At 57.8% G+C, this 24006-nt stretch carries 19 protein-coding genes; 10 read left to right on the top strand and 9 right to left on the bottom strand.

The window, feature by feature from the left end:
• The first annotated feature begins 264 nt into the window (after positions 1–264).
• The 3 genes from ACQUWM_RS18545 to ACQUWM_RS18535 are packed head-to-tail and all read left to right on the top strand — an operon-like array spanning position 265 to position 5072.
• Positions 265–2187 carry a PrkA family serine protein kinase gene (locus ACQUWM_RS18545; RefSeq protein ID WP_407002499.1) on the top strand — a complete coding sequence of 641 codons (1923 nt, stop codon included), beginning with the start codon at positions 265–267 and terminating at the stop codon, positions 2185–2187.
• A gap of 33 nt (positions 2188–2220) precedes the next feature.
• Positions 2221–3516 carry a YeaH/YhbH family protein gene (locus tag ACQUWM_RS18540; RefSeq protein WP_407002500.1) on the top strand — a complete coding sequence of 432 codons (1296 nt, stop codon included), beginning with the start codon at positions 2221–2223 and terminating at the stop codon, positions 3514–3516.
• Positions 3513–5072: a SpoVR family protein gene (locus ACQUWM_RS18535; RefSeq protein WP_407002501.1), complete on the top strand. Its 1560-nt coding sequence runs from the start codon at positions 3513–3515 to the stop codon at positions 5070–5072. The genes ACQUWM_RS18540 and ACQUWM_RS18535 overlap by 4 nt, the downstream gene beginning before the upstream one ends.
• Positions 5073–5074: 2 nt before the next feature.
• Here ACQUWM_RS18535 and ACQUWM_RS18530 read toward each other — a convergent pair whose 3' ends face one another.
• The 4 genes from ACQUWM_RS18530 to ACQUWM_RS18515 all read right to left on the bottom strand — a co-directional run bounded on the left by ACQUWM_RS18530 (position 5075) and on the right by ACQUWM_RS18515 (position 11471).
• Positions 5075–7156: a TonB-dependent receptor family protein gene (locus ACQUWM_RS18530; RefSeq protein ID WP_428923079.1), complete on the bottom strand. Its 2082-nt coding sequence runs from the start codon at positions 7154–7156 to the stop codon at positions 5075–5077.
• A gap of 50 nt (positions 7157–7206) precedes the next feature.
• The gene (locus ACQUWM_RS18525; protein WP_428923078.1) at positions 7207–9348 is read right to left on the bottom strand and encodes a TRAP transporter large permease subunit; all 2142 of its coding nucleotides are present in this window, start codon (positions 9346–9348) and stop codon (positions 7207–7209) included.
• A gap of 3 nt (positions 9349–9351) precedes the next feature.
• Positions 9352–10476, bottom strand: coding sequence for a putative solute-binding protein (locus ACQUWM_RS18520; RefSeq protein WP_428923077.1), 1125 nt, complete (start codon positions 10474–10476; stop codon positions 9352–9354).
• A gap of 107 nt (positions 10477–10583) precedes the next feature.
• Complete coding sequence (locus tag ACQUWM_RS18515) at positions 10584–11471, bottom strand: bile acid:sodium symporter family protein (protein WP_407002505.1); 888 nt, start codon at positions 11469–11471, stop codon at positions 10584–10586.
• A gap of 259 nt (positions 11472–11730) precedes the next feature.
• On the opposite strand from ACQUWM_RS18515, the gene ACQUWM_RS18510 reads away from it, so the two are divergent.
• The 3 genes from ACQUWM_RS18510 (at position 11731) to ACQUWM_RS18500 (ending at position 15536) form a co-directional block, all read left to right on the top strand.
• Positions 11731–13188, top strand: coding sequence for a WS/DGAT/MGAT family O-acyltransferase (locus ACQUWM_RS18510; protein ID WP_428923076.1), 1458 nt, complete (start codon positions 11731–11733; stop codon positions 13186–13188).
• A gap of 185 nt (positions 13189–13373) precedes the next feature.
• A complete protein-coding gene (locus ACQUWM_RS18505) occupies positions 13374–14144 on the top strand; it encodes a class II aldolase/adducin family protein (protein ID WP_428923075.1) in 771 nt (256 codons plus the stop codon).
• A 15-nt stretch (positions 14145–14159) separates the two neighbouring features.
• Complete coding sequence (locus tag ACQUWM_RS18500; RefSeq protein WP_428923074.1) at positions 14160–15536, top strand: GntP family permease; 1377 nt, start codon at positions 14160–14162, stop codon at positions 15534–15536.
• Between the two features lie 10 nt (positions 15537–15546).
• Here ACQUWM_RS18500 and ACQUWM_RS18495 read toward each other — a convergent pair whose 3' ends face one another.
• Positions 15547–16176 (bottom strand): TetR family transcriptional regulator, encoded by a 630-nt coding sequence (locus ACQUWM_RS18495; protein WP_428923073.1) that lies wholly within the window; start codon positions 16174–16176, stop codon positions 15547–15549.
• A gap of 190 nt (positions 16177–16366) precedes the next feature.
• Between ACQUWM_RS18495 and ACQUWM_RS18490 the strand changes: the two genes are divergently transcribed.
• Together ACQUWM_RS18490 and ACQUWM_RS18485 are read left to right on the top strand one after the other, a co-directional pair.
• Positions 16367–17470 (top strand): ferredoxin reductase, encoded by a 1104-nt coding sequence (locus tag ACQUWM_RS18490; RefSeq protein ID WP_428923072.1) that lies wholly within the window; start codon positions 16367–16369, stop codon positions 17468–17470.
• Between the two features lie 23 nt (positions 17471–17493).
• Positions 17494–18579: a fatty acid desaturase family protein gene (locus tag ACQUWM_RS18485; protein ID WP_428923071.1), complete on the top strand. Its 1086-nt coding sequence runs from the start codon at positions 17494–17496 to the stop codon at positions 18577–18579.
• A 1-nt stretch (position 18580) separates the two neighbouring features.
• On the opposite strand, the gene ACQUWM_RS18480 is transcribed toward ACQUWM_RS18485, so the two are convergent.
• From ACQUWM_RS18480 to ACQUWM_RS18470, 3 genes are read right to left on the bottom strand one after another with little or no spacing between them, the layout of a single operon-like run.
• Positions 18581–19018, bottom strand: a complete 438-nt coding sequence (locus tag ACQUWM_RS18480) for an RrF2 family transcriptional regulator (protein ID WP_428923070.1) — start codon at positions 19016–19018, stop codon at positions 18581–18583.
• 30 nt (positions 19019–19048) lie between these two features.
• The gene (locus tag ACQUWM_RS18475; RefSeq protein ID WP_428923069.1) at positions 19049–19417 is read right to left on the bottom strand and encodes a YbaN family protein; all 369 of its coding nucleotides are present in this window, start codon (positions 19415–19417) and stop codon (positions 19049–19051) included.
• A 48-nt stretch (positions 19418–19465) separates the two neighbouring features.
• A complete protein-coding gene (locus tag ACQUWM_RS18470) occupies positions 19466–19669 on the bottom strand; it encodes a hypothetical protein (protein ID WP_428923068.1) in 204 nt (67 codons plus the stop codon).
• 277 nt (positions 19670–19946) lie between these two features.
• Between ACQUWM_RS18470 and ACQUWM_RS18465 the strand changes: the two genes are divergently transcribed.
• Both ACQUWM_RS18465 and moaA read left to right on the top strand, forming a co-directional pair.
• Positions 19947–22229 carry a nitric-oxide reductase large subunit gene (locus tag ACQUWM_RS18465; protein ID WP_428923067.1) on the top strand — a complete coding sequence of 761 codons (2283 nt, stop codon included), beginning with the start codon at positions 19947–19949 and terminating at the stop codon, positions 22227–22229.
• Between the two features lie 146 nt (positions 22230–22375).
• Positions 22376–23368, top strand: a complete 993-nt coding sequence (gene moaA / locus ACQUWM_RS18460; RefSeq protein WP_407002513.1) for a GTP 3',8-cyclase MoaA — start codon at positions 22376–22378, stop codon at positions 23366–23368.
• Between the two features lie 65 nt (positions 23369–23433).
• On the opposite strand, the gene ACQUWM_RS18455 is transcribed toward moaA, so the two are convergent.
• Entirely contained in the window at positions 23434–23997 is a 564-nt protein-coding gene (locus tag ACQUWM_RS18455; protein ID WP_428923066.1) for a nitrous oxide reductase accessory protein NosL, read from the bottom strand.
• Positions 23998–24006 lie beyond the last annotated feature (9 nt).

The raw sequence follows: 24006 nt of genomic DNA, 5'->3' as shown, positions 1-24006 counted from the left end.
CCCCCGTGCTCCCTCCCCCCCCACAAACAAGAACACAAACACAACACAATTTAATGAACCTTAAGCAAAATCCAACTGTCCAAGTTTCCGAGCGTGAACTAAGCTCAAAGTAACCAAACCGAAATCGGCCGCGCACCGTAAATCGGTTTGAAGTATCCATTTCTTCCACTAATAACCAGACACACCGCCCAGGTTGGCGGCGCCGACTGCAACAGGGATATTGCGTGAACTGAAAGCTGAAGAACAGCGAGCGAGGGGCCATCTATGAGCATTGTGCAGCACTTCAAAGACCGGTATGAATCAACTCAGGAGGAAGAATACTCCCTTGAGGAATACCTGGAGATCTGCAAAAAGGACCCAACGGCATACGCCACTGCCGCGGAGAGGATGTTACTGGCCATTGGCGAGCCAGAGTTAGTCGACACTTCCCGTGACTCCCGGCAGTCACGCATTTTTTCCAACAAGGTTATCAAACGCTACCCCGAGTTTTCCGAGTTCTATGGTATGGAAGATGCCGTGGAAAACATCGTCTCGTTCTTCCGTCACGCCGCCCAGGGGCTGGAAGAAAAGAAACAGATTCTCTATTTGCTGGGCCCGGTCGGTGGCGGTAAATCGTCACTGGCGGAAAAGCTCAAGTTTCTGATGCAGAAAGTCCCCTTCTATGCCATCAAGGGATCACCGGTAAACGAGTCGCCCCTTGGGTTGTTTGATCCGGGCGAGGATGGACCGATTCTTGAGGAAGAGTACGGCATTCCCCTTCGGTACCTGCAAAACATCATGTCGCCCTGGGCGGTGAAGCGCCTGCACGAATACGGCGGAGACATCAGCAAGTTCAAGGTGGTGAAAAAATACCCCTCGGTACTCGACCAGGTAGGTGTCTCCAAGACCGAACCCGGCGACGACAATAACCAGGACATTTCCGCGCTGGTGGGCAAGGTGAATATCCGCATGCTGGAGGATTTTTCCCAGGACGATCCGGATGCCTACAGCTTCAGTGGCGGTCTGTGCCGGGCCAATCAGGGGTTGTTAGAGTTTGTGGAGATGTTCAAGGCGCCGATCAAGGTGCTTCATCCGCTGCTGACAGCAACCCAGGAAGGCAACTACAACACCACCGAAGGCATGGGATCGGTGCCGTTTGACGGCATTATCCTGGCCCACTCCAACGAATCCGAGTGGCAGACCTTCCGTAACAACAAGCACAACGAGGCGTTCCTTGACCGGGTGTACATCGTCAAGGTGCCCTACTGTGTGCGGGTATCGGAAGAGATCGAGATCTACAAAAAGCTGCTCAAGAACAGCTCCCTCGCCGGCGCGCCCTGCGCACCGGATACCCTGGACATGCTGGCCCAGTTCTCGGTGCTGTCGCGGATCAAGGAGCCGGAGAATTCCAGCATCTTCTCCAAGATGCGGGTTTACGATGGCCAGAATATCAAGGACACCGACCCGAAAGCGAAATCGATGCAGGAGTACCGCGACGCGGCCGGGGTCAACGAGGGCATGGACGGCCTGTCCACCCGGTTTGCCTTCAAGATTCTCTCCAAGGTGTTTAACTTCGACACCTCGGAAGTGGCGGCCAACCCGGTCCATCTGCTGTATGTCCTGGAAAAACAGATTGAGCAGGAACAGTTCCAGCCGGAAACCCAGGAGCGCTACCTGCGCTTCATCAAGGAGTTCCTGGCGCCGCACTACGTCCAGTTCATCGGCAAGGAAATTCAGACCGCGTATCTGGAGAGCTACAGCGAATACGGCCAGAACCTGTTCGATCGCTATGTGACCTATGCCGACTTCTGGATTCAGGACCAGGAATACCGGGATCCGGAAACCGGCGAAATTCTCGACCGCTCCGCCATCAACGACGAGTTGGAGAAAATCGAGAAACCGGCCGGCATCAGCAACCCGAAGGACTTCCGCAACGAGGTGGTCAACTTCGTGTTGCGGGCGCGGGCGAACAACCAGGGGCGCAACCCCTCCTGGCTCAGCTATGAGAAGCTGCGCAGCGTGATTGAGAAGAAAATGTTCTCCAACACCGAGGATCTGCTGCCGGTTATCTCTTTCAACCCGAAAGCCAGCCAGGAAGATCAGAAGAAGCACAAGCAGTTCGTCGAGCGTATGGTCGATCGAGGCTACACGGAGAAACAGGTACGGCTGCTGGCCGAATGGTACCTGCGCGTCCGCAAGTCTCACTAAGTCAGTGAATGTTCACTGAACTGGAGTAAAGCTATGGGTATGACCCACATAGTCGACCGTCGCCTGAACGGCAAAAACAAGAGCGCAGTGAACCGGGAGCGGTTCCTGCGCCGCTACCGGCATCACATCAAAAAAGCGGTGGCTGACGCCGTACAGCGCCGCTCCATTACGGATATTGAGCGGGGTGAGAAAGTCAGCATCCCCTCCCGGGACATTGAAGAACCCATTTTTCATCACGGCCAGGGTGGCAACCGCGAGGTTGTTCACCCCGGGAACAAGGAGTTCGTTGCCGGCGATACCCTGCCCAAACCCCAGGGCGGTGGCGGCCAGGGGCAAGGACAGGGTCAGGCAAGTCCAGACGGGGAAGGCATGGATGAGTTTGCCTTCCAGATCACCCAGGAGGAGTTTCTCGACTTCCTGTTCGACGACCTGGAGCTGCCCAACCTCGCCCGCAAGAAACTCAAGGATACCGAAGCGTTCAAGTATGTCCGCTCGGGGTTCACCACCCAGGGCATACCCGCCAAGCTGGATGTGGTGCGTTCCCTCCGGGGCGCCCATGCCCGACGACTTGGCCTGGGGGGCGCCCGCAAGAAGAAGATTCGTGATCTGGAAGAACAGCTCGCCGCGCTGAAGTCCGCCCCGGATGATCTGGACGCGGCGTTCAGCCATGACGATCAGGTTCAGGCGCTTGAGGAGGAGATCGCGCGGCTCAAGGCCAACGTGAAGCGCATTCCCTTCATTGATGAAATCGACCTGCGCTACCGGCAGCACGTCAAGCAACCCCAGCCAGCCACCAGTGCGGTGATGTTCTGCCTGATGGATGTGTCCGGTTCGATGACGCAGATGCACAAGGACATCGCCAAACGCTTCTTCATTCTCTTGTACCTGTTTCTCAGGAAGAACTACAAGAAGATTGAAGTGGTCTTCATTCGCCACCACACCAGTGCCAAGGAGGTGGACGAGGAAGAGTTCTTCTACTCCCGGGAGACCGGCGGCACGATTGTGTCGAGTGCGCTGAAGCTGATGCACAAGATTATCGAATCCCGCTATTCCCCCAGTGAATGGAACATCTACGCCGCCCAGGCGTCGGATGGGGATAACTGGAACGACGACTCGCCCGTGTGCAGCAAGATTCTGTCGGAGAGTCTTCTGCCCCTGGTGCAATACTTTGCCTACGTGGAGATCACCCCGCAGGACCACCAGATGCTCTGGTACGAGTATGAGAAGATCCAGGAGCAGTTCCCCCAGAGCTTTGCCCTGCAACAGATCGCCGACCCGGGTGAGATCTACCCGGTGTTCCGCCAGTTGTTCGAGAGGAAAGCCGCATGAGTGACATCATCGACCGCCCGAACATTCCGGACAATGATCAATCGAAGGCCAGGGAACCGATCTCCACCAGTTCGGAATGGACCTTCGATCTGATCCGGCAATACGATGAGGAAATCGCCAAATGCGCCGAAGAATTCGGTCTGGATACGTACCCGAACCAGGTTGAAGTCATCAGCGCAGAGCAGATGATGGACGCCTACAGCTCCGTGGGCATGCCCGTGGGCTATCATCACTGGTCCTTTGGCAAACAGTTCCTGAGCACGTCCAAGGGTTACCAGCGTGGCCAGATGGGGCTGGCCTATGAAATAGTCATCAACTCCAATCCCTGCATCGCCTACCTGATGGAGGAGAATACCCTGCCGATGCAGGCGCTGGTGATTGCCCACGCTTCCTACGGCCATAATTCCTTCTTCAAGGGCAACTACCTGTTCCGCACCTGGACCGATGCCAGTGCGATTATCGATTATCTGGTCTTTGCCCGGCATTACGTCGCCGAGTGCGAGGAGCGTTACGGGGTGGATGCGGTTGAGGAAATTCTCGACTCCTGCCACGCGCTGATGAATTACGGCGTCGACCGCTACAAGCGGCCGGCGCCGATCTCGGCGGCAGAGGAATCAAGACGCCAGAAGGAACGGGAGGAATACCAGCAACGTCGCATCAATGACCTCTGGCGCACCATTCCCAAAATGGACGATGACGACGATCCGGTAGGGCGCAAAAAACGCTTCCCGGAGGACCCTCAGGAAAACATTCTCTATTTCATCGAGAAAAACGCCCCGTTGCTGGAAACCTGGCAACGGGAAATCATCCGTATCGTGCGCAAGCTGGCCCAGTACTTTTATCCCCAGCGCCAGACCCAGGTGATGAACGAAGGCTGGGCTTCTTTCTGGCATTACACTTTGCTGCACCGCCTGTATGAGAAAGGTCTGGTGAACGATGGTTTCATGCTGGAATTCCTGCAAAGCCATACGGCGGTGGTCTACCAGCCGCCCTTTGACAGCCCGTGGTATTCCGGCATTAACCCTTACACGCTGGGCTTTTCCATCTACACGGATCTGAGGCGGATCTGTGAAAACCCCACTGATGAAGACCGTCAGTGGTTCCCGGACATCGCCGGCACGGACTGGGTGGAAACCCTGCATTTCGCGATGAAGAACTTCAAGGACGAAAGCTTCATCCAGCAGTTCCTGTCCCCCAAGGTCATGCGGGATCTCAAACTGTTCTCGATCCAGAACGACGACCAGGAAGATGTTTACCGCATCACCGCCATTCACGACGAGGACGGTTACCGCGCCCTGCGGGAAAAACTGGCACGCCAGTACAACCTCAGTTACCGGGAACCGAACATTCAGGTGTGGAACGTGGACGTCAGGGGTGACCGCTCACTGACACTGCGACATATCCCGGTCGACCGGGTTCCGCTGGGCAATGAAACCGATGAGGTATTGCGGCACGCCCATCGTTTGTGGGGTTTTGACGTTCACCTGGAAAGTGTCGAGGAGGGCACGGTGGTGGAAGACCATCACTGCCCGCCGAGGGAGCTCGATGACGAGTAGCGTCAGAATGCCCATTCCAGGCCGGCGTAGAATGTTCGTCCCGGCCCCGGCTCGAAGTAGCCACGCTCTTCAACGGGTCGATCTGCGTTGGCGTTGATGCGCACGTTGGCAAAATAGTCTTCATCCAGCAGGTTGCGTACTCCCGCGTACAGGCTGAGGATCTGATCCGACACTCTCAGGCTGTCGCCTGCCCGCACCCCCAACAACCAATAATCACTGACCCGGGTCTGGTTGCTGTTTTCTGCATACAGATCCCCCGTGTATTGCCATTCCAGCGCGGCAAACCGGCTGCCCTGCCCCCGCCATTCCAGCTCGCTGACCCATTGTTCACGGGGCAGGCCCGGCAGCCGGTTTCCACTGGCATCGTTACCCTGCTCATCGGTGAATTCACGAAGCTTGTAATCCGCCAGTGTCAGCGCGCTGGTGACCCGCCAGGCGTAGGACAACTCCCAGGCCATACCCAGTTCGATGCCATCCCGATCGGTGCGGCCGGCATTCTCATAGAAGGTCCGACCACCCTGTTCAAAGGGCAGGATCTCGTCATCCACCCGAATGGAAAACACCGCGATATCGTAGCTGACACCATCACCGATGACCCCGCGCACCCCCACTTCCCGGTTCAATGCCTCCTGGGGGGCGATGTCCGGATTGAATCCGCCGCTGCCATCGGGGTTGGCGAATTCGGTGAAGGTCGGGGACTCGAAGGCCGTGCCGATGGTGCCGTAGATCTGATGCTGGGGCGCCAGGCGGTAACTGAGCCCCGCGACACCACTGACTTCCCGGAACGTCCGGCTGCCGGAATCGTCACCGTCTTCCCGGCGATGGTCACTGATGGAGAGTCTCAGGCGATCAAGGCGCGCCCCCAGGGAGAGGTTCAGCTGGTCCGTCAGCGCCAGGTCGCCCTGGGCAAATACTGCCGCATTGGTGGCGTTCTGGGTTTCATCCTGGGTCTGGCCCGTCACCTCGCCATCAAATGACACCTGATAGCGCCGCCGCTGATCCGACTGGCGATGTACATCCACCCCCGCGACCCAGGTCAACGGCAGGCCCGCCAGCTCGGACTCCTGCTGATAATCGGAGCTGATGCCATAGAACCGGCGATCATAGGCAACCCGGCTGGCGCCCGGGAACGGTAACTGCTGGGCAAAATCCCGCCGGCTGAAAAAGGTATTGAGGGTAAGCTGGCCTTTCAGCGCCGCGGCCTCTTCATACTGAAGCCCCAGGGTCTGCTGATTCACACTTTGGCCGGCATCCAGCCGTTTGGCCAGGAAGGTAGCCTGTTGCGGGTCCTCTTCGGCCTGGCTGCGGGTTAGCCCGCCGGGGTCTTCCGACTGCGGGTTGTGCAAGGCATTCAGGGTTGCGGTCAGCCGCCGACCCGGCTCCAGCTCATGGGAAACACGGCCGTTAAACAGGCCCTTTTCGGCCTCGCTCTGCTCCCGGTGACCGTTGACGTTGAGCCAGGACATGGTGGCGATGGCACTGGTAGAACCGGATGTGCCATTACCCTGAACCGTCGCCTTGCGGTAATCATGGCTGCCGCCATCAAGTCGAAGCCGTCCGCCGGCGGGCAGCTCATCCCCGCGTGCGGTGGTGATATCGAGTACGCCACCGGCGGCATTGCCATACTGAACCGATGACGGGCCGCGGATCACTTCGATGCGCTGGGCGGAGTCCAGGTCCACGGCGTCGATCTGGGACTGGCCATCCGGCAGGGTATAGGGAATGCCATCCACCTGAAGGCGGATACCGCGGATACCAAAAGGCGCCCTGGCGCCAAACCCACGGGTCGACAGTCTCAGGTTCTGGGCGAAGTTATAACGGTTCTGGAAAAACAGGCCGGGTACGGTGTCCAGGGATTCGTCCAGCTGCAACCGTTGCTGGCCCTGCCGAATTGCCGGCGCATTGACCACCGACACCGCCGCAGGCGTTTCATACAGATCACGAACCAGGCGCGGAGAGGTTACCTCCAGTACCAGTTCGTCATCCGTCCCGGTTGTCTGCTGTGCCAGTAGCGGTGAGCCGCAGCCCGCAGCTGCCAACACCGCCGCCAGTGATACCTGCCTGCCCCGTTTGATCCTGTTCAATGTAACCACCTGTCAGGGAGTCCATGAAATCCACAGCCAGAGCATAACCATTACGGTGACGGCTGAATACCCAGCAACAGTCGGAAGCCGGTGTCCCACCAGGCCGGAATATAGGTCACGACAAGCAACGCGGTCCCCATCACCAGTATCGGCAAAATGAAGCGGAAGTTCCTTTGCCAGAAGGTGCCGTGAAGGCTTTCCCACGCCGTTGGCAGGCCGACCACCTGACGGGTCAGCAAGTGGTTGAGGGCGACCGGCGGCGTCAGGTAGCCCATTTCGAAGGCCAGCACCGTCATTACCCAGAAATGCAGGGGATCAATTCCGTTCTTCAGAGCGATCGGCGCCAGGGTGGCGTTAACCAGCAGCACCGCCCCGTAGGGATCCATAATCATGCCGATAAATACCAACAGGCCCATCAGCAGAGTCAAGGTCAGCCAGACCGAGCCCAGCTGTTCCGGAAACAGTTCCAGCAGGCCCGACCGCTCGATCAGCCCACCAACACTCACCGACAGTGCCATCAGCATCAACAGGGCGCCAATCAACCCACTGGAGTCCCGCGTGGCTCGCATGACCGATTGAGAGAATCCCGCGGGAGGGAGGGCATTGCCCTGAGGGGCAGAATCGTCCTCATCCGGGTCACCGACTTTCAGGACCCATCGTTCATAGCCCACGACGAGCAACAGGATCAGCGGCAGGATGGCGGGGGCGGAGAACTCATCCAGCCCACGGTCCAGCAGGACATTCCACAGAGCCACCACTCCCGCAAAAATCGCAATGTACGGCAGTAAAGGAACCAGCGCACGGAGGGTGCCCGGCACCGCTTCCCGTAACGGAGCGATGCGGCCTGCGGATGCACCGCCCAACAGGAATACGTATACCGCATAGACCGTGGCCGTCAGCAACAGTACGCGGGCACCGGCACTGAACAGCTCATCCGTGGTGACACTGTTGTTGAGAGTGGCAACGATCACCACCAGCAAGCAGGGTCTGAGCATGGTCCCCATGGAGCCGGAGATGGCGGTGGTTGCCAGCGCCAGTTGCTCGGAAGTGCCGGCCCGCCGCAGTTCCCGGTAGAGGGTCAGGCCGGCGGCGAGAATAAAGATACCGGAAGCGCCGCTGTAGGCGGTGGGCAATGCCGTCAGCAACAATACCACCACGCCCAGCCATTTCGGTGGCAACTGCCAGGGACGGATAACATCGAAAACCTTACGGGGTAAATGGGTTCTCGCCAATAGCATGCCGACCCAGACATAAAGCCCCAGATTCAGGAACAGCGCCGACAACTCCGCCATCATGTTCAGGTAAACGGCGATGCCATGGTAGAAGCCGTGAAAGGCAAACTGCACGGTGGCGCTGATACACATGTAACTGTAGAGCGGCACACTCAGCAGCGAACGGGGCCAGCTGCCGCCAGGGGCCAGATCCGGTCTTGGCTGCCGAAATTGCCAGAGGGAGATCAGGGTCAGCGCGCCAAACCCCGCCACCCAGATGTCGTGCATGAAGAGATGGGCCAGGGGTATGCCTGCGTCCGCCTGAGCCAGTTCCTGCTGACGATAGAGCCAGGCCGAGGCCGTCAGCAGGCTGTTTGCGATCAGTTGGGCAAGGGTTGCCATCCGGTCGTCCCGACGGGATTCGACCGGACGCAACGCAATGTGCTGCCGCCCGAGGGTCGCCGCGGCGGCGCAGAACAACAACATGAAGCCCAGCAGCACACGCCGGTTGCCGGTGATCAGGACAACCGCCCGGGACAGGCCGGTCTCCATCAATGCAAAGGCCTGCACACCAGGGCCATTCAGGGATTGCAGACGATCCCATTCGGCACGCCGCTTCTTGCACGCAGCCGAAGTCGACATCACCGATGAGCGGATCTCTTCCCTGTCCAGATTACCGCCAAAGACATCGGCAAACGGATCAGCAGCCATTTCTGCCTTCTTCGCCGCCACCGCCAGTTCCACGGCGGCGTCAGCATCCGCTACCACCTGGCAATCCGGCGCGGAGATCTGCTCAATCACCCGCAAGTTGAAGTAATCCGGCCAGGTTTCCCCGCCAATCTCCAACAGACGGGAATGCAGCGTCTCCCCCACTGAGGCCAGCAGGGTGAGCACCAGGATTACCAGCATCGGCAGACTGGTCAGTGTGATGGACAGGGTGCGGCCACGACTGGCCGGCAGGTGTCGGGCGTCGGTGGTCATCCGTTACTCCACCGGATCGGTGCATTCCTCCCGGGCGCCATTCGCCCGGCACCGGATCTTGCGCTGCAGGGTCAGCATGTCCGCACTGTAGTAGCCCTTATCACGTAACTCCACCCGCGCCTGCTGCATCATTCGGTCGTATTCCCGGCGGTCCTCGGCGGGAATCTCAATCCACCACTTATCCGGCACTTTCTCTTCTTCCATGCGAACCCGGCTGATGATTTCATCGAACCCCTGGTAGAACGCTTCCCGGACGAATTGCGCCAGCTCGTTGGGTACCACTTCCGACCGACCAATCAACTGCGCTGTGATGTGGGTCAGGGGCAGATCGACAATACCGCCATCAGGCTCAAGCCCCTTGTATAGCTCCATGACTTCATAGGCGGCCAGTGGCGCCGCCAGCACATCCACAACACCGGTATTGAACATGTTCGGGGCGTTGACGATGTCCGCCACCACCGGGGTTGCCCCAATGCCGGAGATCATTTCCGCCTGGACCGGATCGTAGTCCAGTACCGCCACCCGTTTACCCGCGGCCTTGGCCAGGGTGTTGATTTTACGGTCATCGACGAACACATGCGCGGCTCCTGCCGGTGCAATGCCCATCACCACGTAACCGTTGCTGACCATGCGCTCGGCACTGCGGGAATCGGCCATCAGCTTCAGCCCCAGGCGCATCTGTTCCCTTTCCGGAAATCCGCCAATGGAATCCAGGGTACCGGTGTAACGGTTGAACAGCCGTGCCCTCAGCCCACTCATCAAGGCAGCATCACAGGTTCCGGATTTCAATTCCTCCACCATCACCGATTCACTGGTGTAAGGCACCATCTCGACATTAACGCCGAATTCAAGAATCTTCTTGCGCTGCTCCTGTGCTGCCCCGAAGACGGGTCCGGACCGACCGAAAATGTCCCAGATACACACCCGGTAAACGCGATCCGGGTCCGGCTCCAGGCCGGTCAGTTCCTGAAACGCTGCCACGCGCTCCTCAAGCGGAAGGGACTGGTTATAAATCGTGGATCGCAACTGGTCTTCATCGGACCAGGCAGCGGTGGAAAGCATGAGCAGCAGGCAGGCGGCCATCACCCGCATGACTATTGCGGAATTATGGGTAAGGTAAAACGTCATTGTTATTGTCCTGAGCTCCAGAGCGAAAGCTCAGGGTACCAGTGAAAGGCAACGGCCCCTCTGTCTCTGGTGGCAAGGGGGCCATGGCAAAAGTGTCAATAGCGCTGTCAGGAGGCCGGCGCCTTGATGGAGGATTGCGGAATGATGCTTCGACCATACATAGCCAGCACAAAACCGATCGGGAACATCAACACCCCGTATACCGCTGCCGGAATGGACATGGCACTGGATTCAAGCAACGTCAGGGTCACCATCAGCGCGATGGTCCCATTTTTGACCCCGAGCTCGACGGCGACCGCCAGGGACTCCCTTTGGGTCAGCCCAGCGCCCCGCCCGACCAGTAAGCCCAGGGCAATGCCGGCAATATTCAGCAGGATGGTGGCCGGGCCAGCCTGTTTCAGAAGATCCCATATCTGGTCACGCACACCGTAAATCAGGCCGACAATCAACACCGCCAGCACGACACCCCCAAAGATGCTGACCACACCCTCGGCCTTCTTCGCCATCGCCGGGTTTCGGGTCCGGACCACCATGCCGATGGCAACCGGGAACAGCACAATGCCAATAAGCATTCCCACGGTCTTCCATACCGGCAAGACGACGGCTTCCTGGGTGCCCATGTAGAAATCCAGCGCCAGATTGGTGAACAGCGGCAGGGTGAGAATGGTGATCAGGCTGGCACTCACGGTCAGGACAATGGACAGCGCGATGTTTCCACGGGCCAGCAGGACAAACAGATTGGACGTGGTTCCACCCGGGCAGGCAGCAATAATCACCAGGCCCACGGCAATCGCGGGTGGAACAGCCAGCAGGCTGGCCAGGGCAAAAGCCACCAGCGGCATCACCAGAATCTGAGCCACGGTTCCGACGATCATTCCCTTCGGATACACCGCAACCTGACGGAAATCGCGAACCGTCAGGGTCATCCCGATACCGATCATGATAATAAACAGGGCGACCGGTAACCCGGCTGAAATCATTGGGCTGGATTCCACACTGCCTCCAGATTGTTGTTTTTATGAAGTTAGTTGGCCATGAAAGGTAGCACAAGCCGGTCCCTCCCGGTGACAGACATTTCGCAACAACATGTAACGAACGCATCCCGTCACAGCGACTGACGATAGGGAACCATTGCCCCGGTTATTCGTGTGATTGATCCGTAATGTTGCGTATACTTTTGCAAAACAACTAATAATCCGTGCGGGCTGACAATAAGTAGCTGAAGCACAACAAGGACATAAGGACGAGACACGAATGAAACGCCTGGGAACCCTGGACGCCTCCTGGCTGGCAGTGGAATCTGAAGACACCCCCATGCACGTGGGTACGCTGCAGATTTTTTCTTTACCTGAAGGAGCCCCGGAGACCTTCCTCCGGGATATGATCAACCGGATGAAGGAAACCGGTGATGTGGCACCGCCCTGGTGCTCGAAACTGGCCTTTTCAGGATTTTTGGGGCGGCTGGTCGCTCCCGCCTGGAAAGTCGACAAGGACATCGACCTGGATTATCACGTACGCCACTCTGCCCTGCCAAAGCCCGGCGGAGAGCGTGAGCTCGGCATCCTGGTATCGCGCCTGCATTCCAACCCGCTGGACTTTTCCCGTCCACTCTGGGAATGCCATGTGATTGAAGGCCTGGAGAACAACCGTTTTGCCCTCTACACCAAGATGCATCACTCCATGATTGATGGCATCAGCGGCGTCCGCCTGATGCAAAGGGTGCTGACAACCGACCCGCACAAAACCGAGATGCTGCCGCCGTGGTCCGTCAAACCGGAGCGCCGCCGGGGCAGCAAGACCGATAAGGAAGCCACCATTCCCGCTGCGGTATCCCAGGCCATGGACGCCCTGAAACTGCAGGCGGATATGGCGCCCCGGCTGTGGCAGGCCATGAACCGGCTGATTCATTCAGCCCGGCATCCGGAGGATGGGCTGACGGCGCCTTTTACCGGCCCGCTATCCACCCTCAACCACCGGGTCACCGGCCAGCGCCGGTTTGCCACCCAGCATCACCAACTGGACCGGCTCAAGGAACTGGCCCGGGTGTCTGGCGGATCACTCAATGACATTGTGCTGTATCTGTGTGGTACCGCCCTGCGTCGTTTCCTGCTGGAACAGGATAACCTGCCGGACACACCCCTTACGGCCGGAATTCCGGTCAATATCCGCCCCGCGGATGACCAGGGCACCGGCACCCAGATCAGCTTCATGATCGCCTCGCTGGCAACGGACACCGCCGATCCCCTGGCCCGGCTGCAGGACATCAAGTCGTCTACCCGTCGCGCCAAGGAGCATCTGCAAAAGCTGCCCAAAAGCGCCTTGACCCAGTACACCATGTTGTTGATGTCGCCCTACATCCTGCAATTGATGTCCGGCATGGGGGGAAGGATGCGCCCAGTGTTCAACGTCACCATCTCCAACGTTCCGGGGCCTCAGCGCACCCTTTATTACGAAGGGGCAAAGCTGGAAGCCATGTACCCGGTGTCCCTGATTGCCCATGGCGGTGCGCTCAACATTACCTGCCTCAGTTATGCAGGCGCATTGAACTTCGGCTTCACGGGATGCCGGGATACGTTGCCCAGTATGCAGAAGCTCGCAGTGTATACCGGTGAAGCGCTGGACGAACTGGAAAGCCTGATTCTGCCTCCGCCGACTCCATCAGTCGCCAAGGTCAAAAGCGCACCCCGTAAAAAAGTCACCCCAAAAGCCTGAGGGCCGGGGCAGTCTGGTCAATCGTCTCCATATGACGTTGCATCGCGGCCGGATCAGTCAACGTGATCCGGCCATCACTCAGCTTCATAAACCAGTTGACAGTTTTTACCAATCACTCTTACCTACACTCGAGTATTGAACCGGGCACTGACCACAACAAAAACATCTGACAAGAGAGGCACGCCATGTCAGCACAGCTTTCAATTCCGTCCAAAAAGGATTCCGTCAGCGAAGAAGAATGGCAGCTTCGCACTGACCTCGCCGCCGCCTACCGGCTGGTCGCTCTTTACGGCTGGGACGACCTTGTTTTTACCCACATTTCCGCCCGGATTCCCGGTGACGAGCATCACTTCCTGATCAACCCCTACGGCATGATGTTTGAGGAGATCACCGCCTCCAGCCTGGTACGTGTGGATCAGGATGCCAACAAGATCGACCCCGATGACTTCGACATCAACCCCGCCGGCTTCACCATCCACAGCGCGATTCACGCGGTACGGGAAGATGCCGCCTGCGTCATGCATCTGCACACGACTGACGGTATTGCTGTTTCGGCCCAGCAGGAAGGTCTGATACCGCTATCCCAGCAGAGCCTGTTTGCGCTGGCCAGCCTGTCATACCACGACTACGAGGGTGTTGCGCTGAGGGAGGATGAAAAAGCGCGACTGCAAGCAGATCTGGGTAACGCCAACTTTATGATTCTTCGCAATCATGGCCTGCTGACCACCGGCACCAGCATTGCTGATGCCTTCCTGGCCATGTACATCCTGCAGACCTCCTGCGAAATCCAGGTCCGGGCGCTGTCTGGCAACCGCCCGCTGACGCCAATCCCCAGAGGCATTGTAGACACCATCAAACAGCAGGCGGAACAGGTCACCAAAGGTCTCGGCGGCAAACTGGCATGGCCGGGCCTGCTGCGTAAGCTCGATCGCATTGACGCCAGTTTCCGGGACTGAAAGGGATTCACCTTTATGCTTGCCAACCTGGGCCTTCTGGGCGGTCTTGTACTTCTAATTGTCATGGCCCTGCGCGGGGTCAACATTCTGATTGCAGCACTGGTATCCAGCCTGCTGGTCGCGGTCACCAATGGTCTGGGCATTTCTCCTGCGTTGCTGGAGCACTTTCCTTTTGGTCCGCTGGGGGCTTTCAGCTTCGCCGGTAAATTCTTTGTGCTGTTTCTGACCGGGGCCGTTTTCGGCAAGATGATGGCCTCCAGCGGGGCCGCCGGTTCCATTGCCAGCGCCATTACCCGGGGGCTGGGTGCCAAACACACCATTCTGATTACCATGCTGGTGTGCGCACTGCTCACTTACGGTGGTGTGGTGGTATTTGTGGTGATCTTCACCATGTACCCACTGGGCGTCGCGTTAATGCGAGAGGCCAACCTTCCCAAACGTCTGTTCTGCGGGGCCACAGCACTGGGCGCTGGCACTTTCACCATGACCGCATTGCCCGGCACGCCGTCCATCCACAACGTCATCGCCGCGTCAGCACTGGGCACGGATCTTTTTGCAGGCGCATTGATCGGTCTCACCGCGGCCGTTGTGATGTTTGTGGTTGGCATGGTGTATCTGGAGCGTCAATGGACAAAGGCTCGTGCAGCCGGTGAAGGGTATTCGGTGAACGCCCAGGACGAGTATATGGAGAGCATGGCGCCGGCACTCCAGCACGGCCCGAAGTGGCAGCTGAGCATTCTGCCGCTGGCATTGGTACTGGGAACCATTATTCTGCCCAGACTGCTGGTTGCCCTGGGCCTGGCAGATAATGAGACCGCCGTGATTGGCGAGCTGATCGGTTTTGCCAATGCCGAACCCATCATCTGGCCAAGCATTGCGCTGGTCATTGGTGCCGCCAGCTGCGTGGTGCTGTTCCCGGATTTTCGCAAGAAGGCCATGGAGAGCATGGGCGCAGGTGCAAACGATGCCATCATGCCTTTGCTCAACACCGCAGCGGTGATCGGTTTTGGCAGCGTCGTCACCCAGACCGAGGGCTTCAGCGCGTTCGCCCAATGGGTGCTGAATCTTCCGCTGCCTCCGCTGCTCTCGGTGTTCGCTTCAGTCAGTGTGGTTTCCGCGATTGTGGGCTCCGGCTCTGGCGGACTGCAGATCTTCATGCAGACGTTTGCGGAAAACTACCTTTCCATGGGGGTGGATCCGGAAGAGCTCCACCGCATTGCGACATTGGGCTCTGGCGGTATTGATTCACTGCCCCACTGCGGAGCCGTCATCGCCATGCTGACGATCATGGGCCTGAAGCACAAAGAGGCTTACAAGGATATTTTTATGGTCACCGTTGCCATCCCGGTGCTGGCAACGCTGATCGCCATTGGCATGGCGTCGCTGGTCTGAGGTGCCCGCTTCAGGCGCCCTCGCTCTTCCAGTGAGCGGCGCCCACAAAAATCAGCTGAAGGAAGCGGGTGGTCCGCTTCCGGATCTGGTCAACCTGGTAATCGTCATCCGGTGAAACGCCCAGCAGGTCCGTAAGACAGAACGCCACCGTCCGTACCACCAGGTCGCAGGTCATATCCAGATCGGCGTCACTCAGGTGTTCCGCCAGCCGCATACGCCTCAGGTCATTAGCCAGCTCGCTGGCGAAGAACCGCATCTCACTGCGAATCCCTTCCTGCACGGCGCGGCTCTCCCCCGCCAGGCCCTGAGCCATAAAGAAGAAGAAGCTACGGTTTGCCTGCACGTGGTTTATAAAAATGCCGACCGATTCTTCCATCAACTTGTCAGCCTGCAACACATTGTTGCGCGCTTCCCGCATCATGCGCCTGAGCACAAGTCCCAGTTCATCGACAAGCTGCAACCCCAGATCGTCCATGTTGCGGAAGTGCCGATAGAAGGACGTGGGTACCACACCTGCCTGACGAGTCACTTCGCGTATGCCCAGACTGGCAAAATGCCGGCCCTTGCCAACGAGGGTTAATGCCGCACTCATCAGTTTTTCCCGGGTCTCTCCCGGCTTGCGCCGCTGCTTTTCTGCCATGCCCTCACCGTACTGCAGGTTTCAGTTATATCAGGTACACAAGTGTACACATTTCGGAAAGATAAAGTACCTGAAGCTTGTCATTTTGCGCCAAGAGAAAAAATACCGATTGCCCACCAACAACTCCCTGTGTACAGTCGTACACATAAGTGAACAACTGTACACAACGGTGCAGATAGAGAGAGCCATTATGTTATCCAGAATCGAAAAAACATCCGCATTACAGTGGCTGGGCAAGCAGCTTTTTAACCGGGAAGATCCGGCTGCTTTTTTTGACCCGCTGCTGGAACGCATCAACCCGATGTGGGTACAACAGTACACACCAGCGCGGGTTGAACGTATTGAAGACGAGACCGCCGACACCAAAACTTTCGTTCTGAAACCGGCGAAACGTTGGGCAGGATTCCAGGCCGGTCAGCATGTGAACATCTGTATTGATATTGATGGCGTACGCCGGAACCGGACCTTCAGCCTGTCCAGCGCTCCCGCGCAATGGCACGACAACGGAACCGTTACGTTGACCATCAAGCGCCTGCCGGGCGGTCTTGTCACCAACTGGATGCACGACAACCTGCAGCCGGGCGCCACCCTTGGCCTGGGCGAAGCGTTTGGCGACTTCCTGACACCGGAAGCCGGTGAACCACTGCTCTATATCGCTGGTGGCAGTGGCATCACGCCGGTTCTGAGCCAACTGGAAACCCTGGCGGCCTCCAATTATGAGGCGCCGGTCACCCTGTTGTATTTCGTGCGCACCCAGGCAGACATCATTGCCGCGCAGAAACTGTACGAGCTGCGCCAGAACTGGAACGCGCTCACTCTCAACATTATTGCGACCAATGAGAGTGAAACGCCGCGCTTCCTGAAAGAAGCCGATCTTGACGAAGTATCCGGCATTGACGCTCGCCGCTGCTACCTGTGCGGCCCGAAGGGCCTGATGGATCTGGCCACAGACTTGCTCACCCAACGCGGGATTACCGAAGACCGGATGCACAGCACCTTCTTCGCAGCTCCAAAAGCGGCTCTGGATACCGACGCCCTGGGAGGCGAGGTTCGCTTCAGCAATAGCGATATCAACGTGTCGTCAGAAGGCGACGCTCCGCTACTGGACATTGCCGAGGCCGCTAAGCTGTCACCCCGTTACGGCTGCCGCATGGGGATTTGTCATCAGTGCAGCTGCAAGAAAACCAGCGGCACCGTCGTTAATCGTTTAACCGGAAAAAGCTCCGGGCCCGGAGAGGAGAACATTCAATTGTGCATATCCGTTCCTCAGGGCCCCGTTACCGTTGAGCTTTAACTGAAAAAGACAGGAGTACCATCATGAAACAGATGAACGAAGCACAACTGAACGAGCTTGAACAAGACCTGAACGCCATCCGCGATGAGGTAATCGCCGATCTGGGTGAGCGTGACGCCAACTATATCCGTCGCGTCGTGCGTCTGCACCGGGCGCTGGAAGTCAGCGGCCGGGTGATGATGCCCTTCGGCTTTATTCCCCCGGTTTTTGTCGCGGCTACAGCGGCGCTGGGCATCTCCAAGATCATCGAGAACATGGAAATCGGCCACAACGTCATGCACGGTCAGTACGACTGGATGAACGATCCGTCCCTGCACTCACAGACCTACGAGTGGGACACCGTGTGCACCGGCGACTCCTGGCGTCTGACCCACAACTACGAGCACCACACCTACACCAACATCATTGGTAAGGACCGGGACTATGGCTATGCCCTGCTCCGCCTGAGCGATGACGAGAAATGGCGCCCGGCCCACAGCCTGCAGTTCATCAACTACATTCTGCTGAGCGTATTTTTCCAGTGGGGCGTGGGGCTGCATGAGCTGGAATTTGAGCGTATTCGCCGCGGCGAAGTCAGCCTGAAAGAGAAACTGCCGTTCCTGAAAGGGTTCTTCCGCAAGGGTGGCCGTCAGGCGTTCAAGGATTACGTGTTCTTCCCGCTGATCACCTTCCCGGTTGCACCGATCGTGCTGGCCGGCAATATCAGCGCCAACCTGATGCGTAACCTGTGGTCATCCACGGTGATCTTCTGCGGCCACTTCACCCAGGATGCAGAGACCTTTACCGAGGAAGAGTGTGAAGGTGAAAGCAAGGGGCACTGGTACCTGCGTCAGCTGACCGGGTCATCCAACTTCTCGGGTAACCGGTTTGTTCACCTGCTGAGTGGCCACCTGAGCTATCAGATGGAGCACCACGTATTCCCGGATCTGCCGGCACACCGCTACCCGGAAATCTCAGAGAAGGTCCAGGCGGTCTGCAAGAAGCATGGTATCCACTACAATACCGGCAGCTTCGCCGGACAGTATGGCACCGTGCTCAAGCGGATCCTCAGCTACTCACTGCCTGATCGCCTGCGGGAGAAGTGGACAGCTCTGCCTCAATCAGCCTGATTCAGGCAATCTGTAACAATCTGAGTAATTGCGGCCGGTGCTGGTTCTGAACCACATCGGCCAGCGTGTATTTGTCGAGGGTTTCCAGAAACGCTTTCAGAGCCTCCCCAAACATCGACTTCAGCCCGCATACTGGCGTGATCCGGCAGGCAGCGCCCGACGAGAAACATTCAACAATATTCATATCCTGCTCAGTTTCTCTCACCAGTACACCAATATTAATGTCTTCCGGCGCCATATGCAGGCGCATGCCCCCGTTCTTACCCCGGATCGTTTCGATGTATCCCTTCTTGTTAAGCTGATGAACCACCTTCATCAGGTGATTCTTGGAGATATCGTAGCTGTCGGCAATTTCCTGGATGGTAGCCAGGCGGTCACCCTGCACTGCCAGATAGATCAGCACACGCATCGAATAGTCTGTGTAGCGGGTGATGTGCATTCGTTTACTCCAAGGATGCGAATGAGAAGCTCAAGACGACGGCCTGGTAATCAGGAAGGCCGCCAGCCCTATAAAAAACAGGCCAAGCGCCGCCAACAAAGCTGTCGACGCGCCTGACAGGAAAAGAATCGACCAGCTGATCACCAACATCACACAGGCGAGAACCTTGCCACGCCTGGGTACTGCCCTACGCTCTCTCCAGTTCTCAATAGCCGGCCCGAACGTACGATGATTTTCCAGCCATGAAGCAAATTCCGGCGACCCTTTACTGGCGAAAAAGGCGGCCAGCAATATGAAGGGGGTGGTCGGCAGTAACGGAAGCACGACACCCAGCAGACCGATTCCAGCGAACATATACGCTAGAAACTTGAATACGGTTTTTCCGGGAGCGTCGCTCATCTGCAAAGACTCTGTCACCTGACGTTGTGCTCTATAGTCTACCAGCAATCAGTGCACAGACCTTCCCAGTTGCTTCAACGACACCAGCCTCGCCACATAGGCAATCTTGATACCCACCGCAAACAGCAACGTTCCGATGTGTGCCAGTATCTGATACGGCATGGCCAGCAGGCCGGACAAAGGGTAAGCCAATAGCACGGTCACAAGCAGCCCTACTGCTGACCAGAAAAGCGCGCCGTTGGAAAAGGACAACAACCTCTCCATCACACCCCCTCCATAACAAATATAATGAATACACCTTAAAGATTAATGTCGTTTGCGCACGCACGCAACCAGTATCTGCGTCCATACCCATTATTGGTGACTTAACTACCACCAAATATATCAACTCATGGCGTTTACACTCTCAAATATAAAGATGTATTATTTTTACATCTTAACTGGGGCGTGAACGCATGCTTCATCAACATACTCAACCCGGAATCACATTCTCTCCATCGTATCGATGGTCATAAGGGAGACGCTCAACATGGCCAAATACCGCCGTCTATGGTTTTTACTGATCGCAATCGTGGGGGTTACCTTCACGTTGCTGGGATACTTTGGTGCAGAGGTCTACCGCGCTGCACCCCCCATTCCGGATCGGGTTGTGTCCGCCAACGGCGACACCCTGATGACCGAAGAAAGCATTCTCGACGGCCAGACTGCCTGGCAGTCGGTCGGCGGCATGCAGCTTGGCTCCATATGGGGGCATGGGGCCTACCAGGCACCTGACTGGACGGCTGACTGGTTGCACAGGGAACTGGAAACCTGGCTGGAAATTGCTGCTCAGGAAGAGTACGGGCAAGACTGGCACAGCCTCAGCGGGCAGGAGCAGAACGCCCTTCAGTACGACCTGAAGACCGAATACCGCACCAACACCTACGACGACGCCACCAGCACCCTTCACCTGTCGGAACGCAGGACTGCCGCCATTGCCGAAACAGCCGACTACTACAGCCGGCTGTTCAGCAACGCACCGGAGCTGCAGTCCACCCGTGAAAACTACGCGATGAAGGAGAACACCCTGCCCAGCGCCGAGCGCCGCGAGCAGATGACCGAGTTCTTCTTCTGGACCGCCTGGGCTGCCGCCACGGAGCGTCCCGATAGTGACGTCACCTACACCAATAACTGGCCCCACGAGCCTTTGATTGACAACAAACCCAGCGCGGAAAACGTCGTCTGGTCGTTGATCAGTGTGGTACTACTGATTGCCGGCGTAGGTGGTCTGATCTGGGCCTGGGCTTTCCTGCGCAAAGAAGATGAGGAACCGGAAGCGCCGCTCAAGGATCCGCTGAGCGCCGTCGGGCTCACGCCTTCCCAGAAAGCACTGGGCAAATACCTGTTACTGGTGGTGGGTCTGTTCACCTTCCAGGTCATGCTCGGCGGCTTTACCGCGCATTACACGGTGGAAGGTCAGAGCTTCTACGGCATCAACACCTCGGAATGGTTCCCCTATTCCCTGCTGCGTACCTGGCACATTCAGGCCGCCATGTTCTGGATCGCCACCGGCTTCCTGGCCGCCGGCCTGTTCCTCGCTCCCATCATCAATGGTGGCAAGGACCCGAAATTCCAGAAACTGGGTGTCGACCTTCTGTTCTGGGCTCTGGTGGTTGTAGTTGGCGGATCCTTCATCGGCAACTTCCTGGCCATCTCGCAGATCATGCCAGCGAACCTCAGCTTCATGCTGGGTCACCAGGGTTACGAGTATGTGGACCTTGGCCGCCTCTGGCAGATTGGCAAATTCCTCGGCATCGTGTTCTGGCTGGTACTGATGCTTCGCGGCATTGTGCCTGCCCTGCGTCAGCCCGGTGACAAGAACCTGCTGGCCCTGCTGACCGCCTCGGTAGTCGCCATCGGCCTGTTTTACGGCGCCGGTTTCTTCTATGGCGAGCGCACTCACATCTCCATCATGGAATACTGGCGCTGGTGGATTGTCCACCTGTGGGTAGAAGGCTTCTTCGAGGTGTTCGCCACCGCTGCCCTGGCGTTCATCTTCTGCAGCATGGGCCTGGTGTCCCGCACCGTGGCGACATCCGCCAGCCTGGCCTCGGCCAGCCTGTTCATGCTCGGTGGTGTACCGGGCACCTTCCACCACCTGTACTTCTCCGGCACCACCACTCCGGTGATGGCGGTGGGTGCTACCTTCAGTGCGCTGGAAGTGGTGCCGCTGGTGGTTCTCGGCTACGAGGCCTGGGAAAACTGGCGCCTGAAGTCCCGCGCTCCGTGGATGGAAAATATCCGCTGGCCGCTGACCTTCTTCGTGGCTGTTGCCTTCTGGAACATGCTGGGTGCAGGCGTACTCGGGTTCATGATCAACCCACCGATCGCGCTGTATTACATCCAGGGGCTGAACACTACGCCCACCCACGCCCATGCAGCCTTGTTCGGTGTCTACGGCTTCCTGGCCCTGGGTTTCGCACTGATGATCCTGCGCTACATCCGCCCGCGCATTGTCTTTGACGAGCGGTTGATGAAGGTGGGCTTCTGGTGGCTGAACATTGGCCTGGTACTGATGCTGTTCACCAGCCTGCTGCCCATCGGCATCATCCAATTCGTGGCCAGCGCCAGCGAAGGCCTGTGGTACGCCCGCAGCGAAGCCTTCATGCAGAGTGATATTCTGCAGACCCTGCGCTGGGTGAGAACCATTGGCGACGTGGTCTTCATCATTGGCGCCCTGGCGGTAACCTGGCAGGTAGTGAAAGGGATCTTCTTCCCGGATCTGCGGCCTGTCGAGACAATCCCCGAAGGAGCCGCTCCCGAGCAGGCGTAAGTCTGTCCGCCCACAGCGGGGTCGATGTCGGCCCCGCTTTCATTTCTGGCCAGGAGTTACTCCGCGAGAGGTATCGGATTGAGGCGAATTATCTGCAATACTATGGTTATCCTTTATACAAAGCTTCCAGATGGGGACACCTGCCCATGGCACAATCCAAGCTGACAGACCGTTTCGGTCGCACCGTTAACTACGTGCGCCTGTCCGTTACTGACCGCTGCGATTTCCGCTGCGTGTACTGCATGGCCGAGGAAATGACGTTCCTGCCCCGCCAGCAAGTGCTGACACTGGAAGAGATTGCCCGCGTGGCTAGAACCTTTGTTTCCCTGGGTACCGAGAAAATCCGGCTGACCGGGGGCGAGCCTTTAGTACGGCGGGATATTCTGGAACTGGTCAAGGAAATCGGCAGCTACGGTCTGCGGGACTTTGCCATGACCACTAACGGCAGCCAGTTGCCAACCATGGCAGAGCCACTGCGCAAAGCCGGACTCAAACGGCTGAATATCAGCCTGGATTCCCTGGATGCCGACAAGTTCAGCCGCATCACCCGCACCGGCAAGCTTGCCCAGGTGCTTGATGGTATCGACGCTGCCAAAGAAGCCGGTTTTGAAGGCATCAAGCTCAATACCGTGGTCATGAAAGGTGGTAACGACCAGGAAGTGCCGGAACTGGTGGAGTTTGCCCGCAAGAAGAAGGTGGACATTACCTTTATCGAGGAAATGCCACTGGGTGAAATCTCCGAGCATGACCGTGGTGAGGTGCTATGCACCAGTGATGAGGTTCGGGATATCATCAGCCAGCGCCATGAACTGGTCCCCACGCCTGAAGATTCCGGTGGCCCTGCCCGCTATTACCGGATGCCGGACAGCGATGTCCGTGTCGGTTTTATTTCGCCCCATTCCCACAACTTCTGCTCTACCTGCAACCGCGTTCGGGTAACGGTAGAAGGCCGCCTGCTGCTTTGTCTTGGCAATGAGCATTCCGTCGACCTGCGTCGTGTTCTGCGCGGCCATCCGGTCACTAATGACAAGCTGCGGGAAACCATCATTAACGCCATGGACCTGAAACCTGAGCGTCATCACTTCTCTACTGAAGGTGATGTCCAGATTCTTCGGTTTATGAATATGACTGGAGGCTGAGGCCCTGAATCTCTGACCCGGAGTTAACGCCCGGAAGGGGGTGGGCCCTCCGGGCTCATGCGACTTTAGTGATTGCCGTCGTGATTACCCATGTCCATGTTGTGGCCCGACATAGTCTGACTCATGTCCTGGGTCAGGTGTTGCATAGTCACCTCTTTGAACCCGACTACTTCTCCACCAAATTCATTGGCGAACTCTACCGCTGAATTTTCCGTTGCAAACGAAGCCAGGGTTGGCCCCATGGCGCCAGTGCGCTCTGATCCCACCACAAAGAAAGCTTTCCGGGCGTCGATCAATGCGGTGTCGTCCGGGCGTTCCCAGTCAGTCTGGGCCATGTCGTGGACGTAGAGGGTGTGGTCACGCTTTGCGTTTTCGGGCTGCAGCGCCCAGGAGAACATGTCGCGGGTTGAACAGAACTTGTGTACTTGCTGCTCGCGGGCGGTGATGGCTTCGCCTTTTGGCCCACCGAAACCGGTGATAGCCATGCCGCAGACGTGGCATTCATCACCGGATTCGAAATGGACCGGCCCGGGCTTTTCGATGACCTGCTCTTGAGGTTCGGAGCAACCGGCCAGAAAGATGGCAAACACCACCACGGCAGACAATGCTTTAAAACTAACAGTACGCATGGAACTCTC

Source organism: Marinobacter sp. DUT-3, from assembly GCF_050379435.1.
Lineage (GTDB): Bacteria > Pseudomonadota > Gammaproteobacteria > Pseudomonadales > Oleiphilaceae > Marinobacter.
This window is presented reverse-complemented; position numbering and strand designations above follow the sequence as displayed.

Coding starts and splice junctions, on each gene's coding strand:
- ACQUWM_RS18545 (WP_407002499.1), top strand. CDS start 265: ATGAGCATTGTGCAGCACTTCAAAGACCGGTATGAATCAACTCAGGAG.
- ACQUWM_RS18540 (WP_407002500.1), top strand. CDS start 2,221: ATGGGTATGACCCACATAGTCGACCGTCGCCTGAACGGCAAAAACAAG.
- ACQUWM_RS18535 (WP_407002501.1), top strand. CDS start 3,513: ATGAGTGACATCATCGACCGCCCGAACATTCCGGACAATGATCAATCG.
- ACQUWM_RS18525 (WP_428923078.1), bottom strand. CDS start 9,348: ATGACCACCGACGCCCGACACCTGCCGGCCAGTCGTGGCCGCACCCTG.
- ACQUWM_RS18520 (WP_428923077.1), bottom strand. CDS start 10,476: ATGACGTTTTACCTTACCCATAATTCCGCAATAGTCATGCGGGTGATG.
- ACQUWM_RS18510 (WP_428923076.1), top strand. CDS start 11,731: ATGAAACGCCTGGGAACCCTGGACGCCTCCTGGCTGGCAGTGGAATCT.
- ACQUWM_RS18505 (WP_428923075.1), top strand. CDS start 13,374: ATGTCAGCACAGCTTTCAATTCCGTCCAAAAAGGATTCCGTCAGCGAA.
- ACQUWM_RS18500 (WP_428923074.1), top strand. CDS start 14,160: ATGCTTGCCAACCTGGGCCTTCTGGGCGGTCTTGTACTTCTAATTGTC.
- ACQUWM_RS18495 (WP_428923073.1), bottom strand. CDS start 16,176: ATGGCAGAAAAGCAGCGGCGCAAGCCGGGAGAGACCCGGGAAAAACTG.
- ACQUWM_RS18490 (WP_428923072.1), top strand. CDS start 16,367: ATGTTATCCAGAATCGAAAAAACATCCGCATTACAGTGGCTGGGCAAG.
- ACQUWM_RS18485 (WP_428923071.1), top strand. CDS start 17,494: ATGAAACAGATGAACGAAGCACAACTGAACGAGCTTGAACAAGACCTG.
- ACQUWM_RS18480 (WP_428923070.1), bottom strand. CDS start 19,018: ATGCACATCACCCGCTACACAGACTATTCGATGCGTGTGCTGATCTAT.
- ACQUWM_RS18475 (WP_428923069.1), bottom strand. CDS start 19,417: ATGAGCGACGCTCCCGGAAAAACCGTATTCAAGTTTCTAGCGTATATG.
- ACQUWM_RS18465 (WP_428923067.1), top strand. CDS start 19,947: ATGGCCAAATACCGCCGTCTATGGTTTTTACTGATCGCAATCGTGGGG.
- moaA (WP_407002513.1), top strand. CDS start 22,376: ATGGCACAATCCAAGCTGACAGACCGTTTCGGTCGCACCGTTAACTAC.
- ACQUWM_RS18455 (WP_428923066.1), bottom strand. CDS start 23,997: ATGCGTACTGTTAGTTTTAAAGCATTGTCTGCCGTGGTGGTGTTTGCC.